The sequence below is a fragment of the Phenylobacterium sp. genome, assembly GCF_036402295.1.
GTDB lineage: Bacteria > Pseudomonadota > Alphaproteobacteria > Caulobacterales > Caulobacteraceae > Phenylobacterium.
In genome coordinates this window covers 1-7,941 of sequence record NZ_DASWTE010000412.1, presented here as the reverse complement: position 1 = coordinate 7,941, position 7,941 = coordinate 1, and the positions used below count along the sequence as shown (strand labels likewise).

General features: G+C 69.4%; 8 protein-coding genes and 1 pseudogene. 5 read left to right on the top strand and 4 right to left on the bottom strand.

Features of this window, described 5'->3' with window-relative positions; all coding sequences use genetic code 11:
- A pseudogene (locus VGD44_RS24025) lies at positions 1-489 on the bottom strand (DUF4440 domain-containing protein); the annotation flags it as partial.
- Positions 490-643: 154 nt separating this feature from the next.
- Positions 644-1,195: an ATP-dependent protease subunit HslV gene (gene hslV, locus VGD44_RS24020; protein WP_331090910.1), complete on the bottom strand. Its 552-nt coding sequence runs from the start codon at positions 1,193-1,195 to the stop codon at positions 644-646.
- A gap of 63 nt (positions 1,196-1,258) precedes the next feature.
- Here hslV and VGD44_RS24015 point away from each other — a divergent pair, with 63 nt between their 5' ends.
- Both VGD44_RS24015 and VGD44_RS24010 read left to right on the top strand, forming a co-directional pair.
- Positions 1,259-1,999 carry a molybdopterin-synthase adenylyltransferase MoeB gene (locus VGD44_RS24015; protein WP_331090908.1) on the top strand — a complete coding sequence of 247 codons (741 nt, stop codon included), beginning with the start codon at positions 1,259-1,261 and terminating at the stop codon, positions 1,997-1,999.
- 60 nt (positions 2,000-2,059) lie between these two features.
- Positions 2,060-2,275 carry a hypothetical protein gene (locus VGD44_RS24010; RefSeq protein WP_331090907.1) on the top strand — a complete coding sequence of 72 codons (216 nt, stop codon included), beginning with the start codon at positions 2,060-2,062 and terminating at the stop codon, positions 2,273-2,275.
- 9 nt (positions 2,276-2,284) lie between these two features.
- On the opposite strand, the gene VGD44_RS24005 is transcribed toward VGD44_RS24010, so the two are convergent.
- Both VGD44_RS24005 and VGD44_RS24000 read right to left on the bottom strand, forming a co-directional pair.
- Entirely contained in the window at positions 2,285-4,291 is a 2,007-nt protein-coding gene (locus VGD44_RS24005; RefSeq protein ID WP_331090906.1) for an alpha/beta hydrolase family protein, read from the bottom strand.
- 103 nt (positions 4,292-4,394) lie between these two features.
- The gene (locus VGD44_RS24000) at positions 4,395-5,381 is read right to left on the bottom strand and encodes a D-glycerate dehydrogenase (protein ID WP_331090905.1); all 987 of its coding nucleotides are present in this window, start codon (positions 5,379-5,381) and stop codon (positions 4,395-4,397) included.
- A 99-nt stretch (positions 5,382-5,480) separates the two neighbouring features.
- Here VGD44_RS24000 and VGD44_RS23995 point away from each other — a divergent pair, with 99 nt between their 5' ends.
- The 3 genes from VGD44_RS23995 (at position 5,481) to fabB (ending at position 7,904) form a co-directional block, all read left to right on the top strand.
- A complete protein-coding gene (locus tag VGD44_RS23995) occupies positions 5,481-5,999 on the top strand; it encodes an SH3 domain-containing protein (RefSeq protein ID WP_414694722.1) in 519 nt (172 codons plus the stop codon).
- A 144-nt stretch (positions 6,000-6,143) separates the two neighbouring features.
- On the top strand, positions 6,144-6,671 hold the full coding sequence (fabA, locus tag VGD44_RS23990; protein WP_331090904.1) for a 3-hydroxyacyl-[acyl-carrier-protein] dehydratase FabA: 528 nt from the start codon (positions 6,144-6,146) through the stop codon (positions 6,669-6,671).
- A gap of 27 nt (positions 6,672-6,698) precedes the next feature.
- On the top strand, positions 6,699-7,904 hold the full coding sequence (fabB, locus tag VGD44_RS23985) for a beta-ketoacyl-ACP synthase I (RefSeq protein WP_331090903.1): 1,206 nt from the start codon (positions 6,699-6,701) through the stop codon (positions 7,902-7,904).
- The last annotated feature ends 37 nt before the right edge of the window (positions 7,905-7,941 follow it).

Here is a 7,941-nt window from a genome sequence, read left to right as displayed (position 1 = left end):
GTGCAGGGTCTTCTCGGCCTCGGTCACCTCAGCCATCGCCTTGCCGGGCGAGCCGGCGCGGCGGGACGACAGCTTCGCGTAGGCGACGGGCGAGTCCTTGGGCGCGGCGCCGGTCTGGTCGCTGGGTGGGCCGCCGTCGTACAGCCACTTCCACGACCCGTCGGGCTGCTTGCCCCAGACGGTGAAGTAGTAGCCGCCTGGCTTGCCGTCCGAGGTGTAGGGGCCGGTGGTGAAGCCCAGATCGCCCGAGCGGGCGATGGCGGCCCACAGCGGCCACCAGACCAGCGGCCGGCCCTTGGGCCGCGGCTCACCGAACGCCGCCTTGGCCAGGATCGGCTCGGGACCGAAGACGATGCCGTCGGGGGCGGAGTGCTTGAAGAAGCTGGCCTGCACGCCGAGCTCCAGCCCGTCGGCCGCGAACGCGCGCTCGGCGGCGACGACGGGGGCGGGATCGATGTCCTTGGCGAGGGCGGGGGTGGCGAGCAGCAACAGGCTCAGCGCGGTCGCAGCGCCCCCTCCACCGCTTCGCGGTCCCGCTCCCCCGCGAGCGGGTGAGGAACTTTGGCGTATCAACCGGCCAAGTTCCTCCCCCATGCCAATGGGGGAGGGGAACCACGAAGTGGTGGAGGGGGCGCTGGCTTCCTTAGAGCACCTCAACCGTGAGCTCCCCGTTGGTGTAGACGCAGATCTCGGCGGCGATGGCCATGGCCTTGCGGGCGGTGGCCTCGGCGTCCAGTCCGTCGACGTCGATCAGGGCCCGCGCCGCGGCGAGCGCATAGTTGCCGCCGGAGCCGATGGCGGCCACGCCATGCTCGGGCTCCAGCACGTCGCCGACGCCGGTGACGGTGAAGATCTCGTCCTTGGAGGCCACGATCAGCATCGCCTCGAGGCGGCGAAGGTAGCGGTCGGTGCGCCAGTCCTTGGCGAGGTCGACGCAGGCCCGCGCCAGCTGCTCGGGATACTGCTCGAGCTTGGCCTCGAGACGTTCGATCAGGGTGAAGGCGTCGGCGGTGGAGCCGGCGAAGCCCGCGATCACCCGGCCTCCCGCCAGCTTTCGCACCTTGCGCGCCGTGCCCTTGACGATCGTCTGGCCCATGGAGACCTGACCGTCGCCGGCCACGACGGTCTTGCCGCCCTTGCGCACCGCCAGGATCGTGGTGCCGTGCCAGTCGGGAAAGCTTGAGTTATTCGCCATCCGGGCCGATGTGAGGACACCGCCCAGCGAGGTCAAGTGCCCGCCCCTGCGAGGTCCTAGGGAATGAGTTTCAGCGACGAGGAGATCGAGCGCTACGCCCGCCACCTGGTGCTGCGCGAGGTGGGCGGTCCCGGCCAGCAGAAGCTGAAGGCCGCAACCGCGCTGATCGTGGGCGCCGGCGGCCTGGGTTCGCCGGCGGCGCTGTACCTCGCCGCGGCGGGGATCGGCACCATCATCCTGGCCGATCCGGACGAGGTGGACGTCTCGAACCTGCAGCGCCAGGTGATCTACGCCTCGGACGACTTAGGGAGGCCCAAGGTGGAGGCCGCCGCCGACCGCCTGCATGCGCTGAACCCGCACGTCTTCGTGGCGGGCTTCAACGGCGCCTTTGACGCGGAAAGCGCGGACGAGCTCGTCGACGGCGTGGACCTGGTGCTGGACGGCACCGACGACTTCGGGGTGCGCTACTGCGTGAACGACGCCTGCGTCCGGCACGGCAAGCCGCTGGTGTCCGGCGCCATCGGCCGCTGGACCGGCCAGGTGGGCGTGTTCGGACGGCAGCCCTGCTACCGCTGCCTGGTGCCGGAGATCCCGCCGGACGCGGAGACCTGCGTGGCCGTGGGGGTGGTGGGCGCGCTGGCGGGCGTGGTGGGGAGCATGATGGCGCTGGAGGCGGTGAAGATCGTCACCGGCGCCGGTGAGCCGCTGGCCGGACGGTTGTTGATCTACGATGCGCTGGCGGGCGAAACACGAACGGTGCGGGTAGCGGGCGACCCGGCCTGTCCGGTGTGCGGGGCCGATTGACGGCAACCAGGGCGTGAATAGGGTCGGGTGGATAACCTGAGCGATTCGGAGAGCGTCTTGATGTTTCAGCTAATTCCGCTGCTGTTCATCCAGACGATCTATGCGGCGGTCATCTTTCTCATGGCGAGGAAGCAAGCTGTCAGGACTTGGGTGTGGACCCTATCCGCACTCGTGCCCTTTCTGGGCCTGTTCGTGGCCCTCGTCTTCTTCGTCCGCACCATCCTCTCGATGCTGGACCGCCTCAACGCGCTCGAGCGCAACACCGCCTTCAGCTGAAGCGCTCCGCTAGATCCGCGTCCCGATGAAGTCGGTGACCTTTGTCAGCACCGTCTTCCAGGTGTCGTCGGACCAGTTGCGATGGCCTTCGCCCTTGAGCTCGACCAGTTCGCAGGTCTTGCCGGCCGCCTTCAGGGCCTTGGCCATCAGTCGGGACTGCTTCGGGTCGACGATGGTGTCCTCGGCGCCGTGGATCAGCAGCACCGGCGCGGTGATCTCGGCGGCGCGGCGGGCGGGTGACGCGCGGGCCAGGAGGTCGGCGTCCTTCGCGGGGTCGCCCATCGAGCCGCACCAGTAGGCGTAGGCGGGCGAATCCGCGCCGTCCTCGCGGCGGGAGAAGGCCAGGCTCTCGATCAGATCGGCGTCGCCGGCCACCGACACCACGGCCTTGTACATCCCGGGCTTGCGCACGGCGCCCATCAGGGCCGCGTAGCCGCCGTAGCTGGCGCCGAAGATGGCGAGGCGTGCGGGGTCGGCCTTACCGCAGGCCACCACGTGGGCGACGGCGTCCTCGACGTCGTCCTGCATGCGGTCGGCCCACTGGCGCTTGCCCAGCTCGGCGAACGCCTTGCCGTAGCCGCCCGAGCCGCGGAAGTTCGGCTGCAGCACCAGCCAGCCGCGCGCCGCCAGCGCCTGCACCGTGACATCGTAGTCGAGGTAGTCGCGGATCTCGGGGCCGCCGTGGGGCATCACCACCATCGGCAGCTGGCCGCCGGCCCCGTTGATCGGCGTGGTCAGGTAGCTGGTGATCTCGGCCCCGTCGCGCGTCTTCACGCGGATGGCCTCGGTGGCGGCGAGCCGCTGCGGCGGCAGCCAGGGCTTTGAGAGACCCACGTACTCCAGCGCCCGCCGCTCGCGGTCGTAGACCTGGAACGAGCCCGGCTCCTGCGGGCCGGTGACCTTCAGCAGGATGCGCTTGTGGTCCAGGTCGATGTCGTAGAGCTGGACGTTGCAGTTGTCCTTCAGCGCCCGGTTGATCGCCTTGAAGTGCGCCGCCAGCGACGGGTCGGTGAAGTGGTAGTTGAGGCGGTCGTCCCAGAAGGCGCCGCCGACCAGCCGCAGGTTCTCGTCCACGAAGGCCGACTCGAAGTCGCGGCCGGGCCGCTCGGCCACCACCTCGCCGAACTCCAGCCTGGCGATGTCGTAGGTGCGGATGACGCTGGTGTCCTTGCCCTCCATCCGCTGGCAGACCAGGAACACGCCGGCCTTCTGGGTCGGACCCACGACGTCGAAATCGTGCAGCTTCTTGAGCTCGTTCAGCCGCGACTTGCGGATGAGCTTCCAGTCCTTCTCGCCCGGCGCGCGGCCGTAGACCCAGCCGATCGTCCCGCGCGAATTCGAGTCCATGCGCAGCATCGGCACGCCGCCCTGGGTGAGCCAGGAGTCGGTGGCCGAGACGCCCTGCTCCAGCAGCGTGGCGGCGCCGGTGTAGACGTCGACCTTGTAGAGCCCGTAGCTGCCGCGGCTGTCGTTCCACGCCTGCATCAGGATCGCGCGCTGGTCGTCCTTCAGGTAGTCGACCACGCGGGACGCGTCGAAGCCGCGCTTCAGCAAGGACTTCACCCCGGCGAACATGATCACCGAGTCCTGGCCCTTCAGGTCCACCGAGATCACCCGGCGCACCGGGATCGGGACGAAGGTGTCGTAGAACCACAGGCCGTAGGGGATGTTCTTGTCGTCGCGGTAGAAGGTGATCCAGATCAGCAGGCGCTCGTTGTTGGCCCACTCGACCCGGCGCACGTCCTGCTCGCCGATGAACGCCACCGAGGGCTGGGCGGAGAGGTCGTCCATCCGCGAGATGGCGACGTAGGCCGAGGTCTTCCCGTCCTTCACCTGGGTGCGCAGGATCGCCAGCTGCTCGCCGTCGGGCGAGATGGCGGCGTCGTGGACGTAGGGGGCCTTCAGCAGCTCGTCGAGGCTGGGCGGCGTGGGCGGCGCGCCCTCCGCGCGGACGGCGGCGGGCGCCAGCGCGGGCGCCGCGGCTCCGACCGCTATCATCGACCGGCGAGTGAGCATCCTTGAGGCTCTCGGCCTTCCTCCCGATGAGAAGGTTGCCGTCACGGCCCCGCACGCGTCAACGGCACGGGGCGTCGCGGCCCGCGTGACAGCCGTATCGGTGTTACAGCATCTGGGGCAAGACCCGATCGGGCGGGCGGTGGCCGTCCATCCAGGTCTTGATGTTGATGATCACCTTCTCGCCCATGTCGACCCGGGCTTCGACCGTGGCCGAGCCCATGTGGGGCAGGAGCACCGCGTTGGGGTGCTTGAGCAGTTTGGGATTGATCCGCGGCTCATGCTCGAACACGTCGAGGCCGGCGCCGGCGATCTTGCCCTCGACCAGGAGGTCGGCCAGCGCCTGTTCGTCGATGATCGAGCCGCGTGAGGTGTTGATCACCACGGCATGCGGTTGGAGCAGCTTCAGCCGCCGGGCGGACAGCAGGTGGAAGCTGGACGGTGTGGCGGGCGCGTGCACCGAGACGATGTCCACCCGCGCCAGCATCTGGTCCAGGCTGTCCCAGTAGGTGGCTTCCAGCTCGTCGGCCACCACGTGGCTGACGGGCTTGCGGTTGTGATAGTGGATCTGCAGGCCGAAGGCCTTGGCGCGGCGGGCCACGGCGGCGCCGATCCGGCCCATGCCGATGATCCCCAGCCGCTTGCCGGTGACCCGGTGGCCCAGCATCCAGGTGGGCGCCCAGCCGGTGAACTCGCCCGCCTGCACGGCGTTCGCGCCCTCGATCACCCGGCGGAGCGTGGCCATGATCAGGGTCATGGTCAGGTCGGCGGTGTCCTCGGTGAGTACGCCGGGGGTGTTGGTGACGATGATCCCCTTGGCGTTGGCCGCGGCCACGTCGATGTGATCGACGCCGGCGCCGAAGTTGGCGATCAGCTTCAGCCGCTCGCCGGCCTTCTCGATCAGGCCGGCGTCGATCTTGTCGGTGATCGTGGACGCCAGGACGTCGCAGCGCCCCATCGCCTCGATGAGCGCCTTGCGGCTCATCGGCTCGTCGCCGACGTTGAGCTCGGTGTCGAACAACTCCCGCATCCGGGTCTCGACCGGATCCGGCAGTTTGCGGGTGACGATGACTTTCGGCTTGCGGGCGGCCATGTGCCTACGGGAGAAAGGGTCGTTACCGGCGCCGTCCCGGCGCTGATTTGCGGAACCCTTAGCAGGGGGGCCAGTCACGGCCAAGGCGAGGCGGCAGGGTTGAGTAACCTGGAGGGAAGGGCGCCGAAGGGCGCGGCGCTCGCAGCCGTGGCGGTCCTGGCGCTCGCCGGGGCGGCCCAGGCGGCCGATCGGCCCACGCCGTCGGGCTATCCGGTGCCCCGCTACGTGACCCTGAAGTTCGGCAAGGTGAACGCCCGCGCGGGCCCCGGCGACGACCATCGCCTGCTGTGGGTCTATCGCACCAAGGGCCTGCCGGTGCAGGTGGTGGCCGAGACCAGCGAGTGGCGGCGCGTCTGCGATCCCGAGGGCGGGCTGGCCTGGGTGCACAAGCGCGTCACCGACGGACGCCGCGCGGTGATCAACCTGCAGAACCGGCCCGCGCCCCTCTTGCGCCGGCCGAAGGCGGGGGCCGAGGCGGCCGCCTTCCTGAACGCCCGCGCCATGGCTTCGCTCGACCGGTGCGAGAAGGGCTGGTGCAAGGTGAGGGCCGGCGGCGAGGCCGGATGGGCGCGCCAGGGAACCCTCTGGGGCACAGCCGAGTCCCCGCAATGTCGTTGAGGCGCTACGCCAAGCCTGTTCTGGTCAGAACAGGCTCTACATTCAAAGGGTTGAGCGCGTTCTTGTCGCAAAACCGGCGGCCACTTTTGCGGAACGCGCTCCGCCGTGCTAGGCCCGGCGCCTCCTAGATCAAGGCTTCCTCGAATGAACGACGTGCCGACGCGGCCATCCAGCTTCACCTACGAAGACCTTTTGGCCTGTTCGCGCGGCGAGATGTTCGGTCCGGGCAACGCCCAGCTGCCGGCGCCGCCGATGCTGATGTTCGACCGGATCACCCAGATCAACGCGACCGGCGGCGCCCACGGCAAGGGCCACGTCGAGGCCGAGCTGGATATCCGCGATGACCTCTGGTTCTTCGCGTGCCACTTCATCAACGACCCGGTGATGCCCGGCTGCCTGGGCCTGGACGCCATGTGGCAGCTGGTGGGCTTCTTCCTGGGCTGGAGCGGCGCGCCGGGCCGTGGCCGCGCCCTGGGCGTGGGCGAGGTGAAGTTCACGGGCCAGGTGACGCCAAAGGTCACAAAGGTCACGTACAAGATCGACCTGAAGCGCGTGATCCTGCGCAAACTGGTCATGGGCGTCGGCGACGGGGTTCTCCTGGCGGACGGCAAGCCCATCTATGAGGCCAGGGACCTGCGTGTGGGCCTCTTCAAGCCCGAAGACCTGGTCTGAACCAGGCGAGTTCGGAGGAGCAGTCTGATGCGCCGCGTGGTCGTCACCGGGATGGGGATCGTCTCCTCCATCGGCAACAACACCAACGAGGTGCTGGCCGCACTTCGGGAGGCCAAGTCCGGCGTCACCGCCGCGCCCGAGTACGCGGAGCTGGGCTTCCGCTGCCAGGTGCACGCGCCGCCGCGCATCGACTGGGAAGCGCAGGTCGACCGCCGCGCCGCCCGCTTCCTCGCCCAGGGCACGGGCTTCAGCCACATCGCCATGGAGCAGGCGATCGCCGACTCCGGGCTCGAGGAGGGCGAGGTCAGCCACGAGCGGACCGGCCTGATCGTCGGCGCCGGCGGCCCGTCGACCCGCACCATCGTCGAGGCCGCCCAGACGGCGAAGGAGCGCGGTCCCAAGCGCGTCGGTCCGTTCGCGGTGCCCAAGGCGATGAGCTCGGGCCCGTCGGCGACGCTCGCCACCTGGTTCAAGATCAAGGGCCTGAACTTCTCGATCAGCTCGGCCTGCGCCACTTCCACCCACTGCATCGGGGTGGCCTACGAGCAGATCCTGATGGGGAAGCAGGATGTGGTGTTCGCCGGCGGCACGGAGGAGCTGGACTGGACGCTCTCGGTGCTGTTCGACGCGATGGGCGCCATGGCGTCGAAGTTCAACGACCGGCCCGAGACGGCCAGCCGCGCCTATGACGTCGACCGCGACGGCTTCGTGATCGCCGGCGGCGCTGGGATCGTCGTGCTCGAGGAGTACGAGCGGGCCAAGGCGCGCGGCGCCAAGATCTACGGCGAGATCGTGGGCTATGCCGCGAACTCCGACGGCTTCGACATGGTGGCGCCGTCGGGCGAGGGCGCGGCCCGCTGCATGCGGCTCGCCAACCCCGACAACCGCAAGATCGACTACCTGAATCCGCACGGCACCGGCACGCCGGTGGGCGACGTGAAGGAGATGGAGGCGGTGCGCGCGGTCTTCGGCGACAAGGCCCCGCTGATTTCGTCCACCAAGTCGCTGACCGGCCACAGCCTGGGCGCGGCGGGCGCGCAGGAGGCGATCTACTCGCTGCTGATGCTGAACAACGGCTTCGTGGCCGAGAGCGCCCACATCGAGAACCTGGACCCGGCCTTCGCCGACCTGCCCATCGTCCGCGCCCGCGTGGACAAGCCGCTCGAGACCGTGATGAGCAACAGCTTCGGGTTCGGCGGCACCAACGGCTGCCTGGTGATGGCGCGGGCCTAGTGTCCGCCGAGCTCCCGCGGCCGCCCGACAAGCCGCA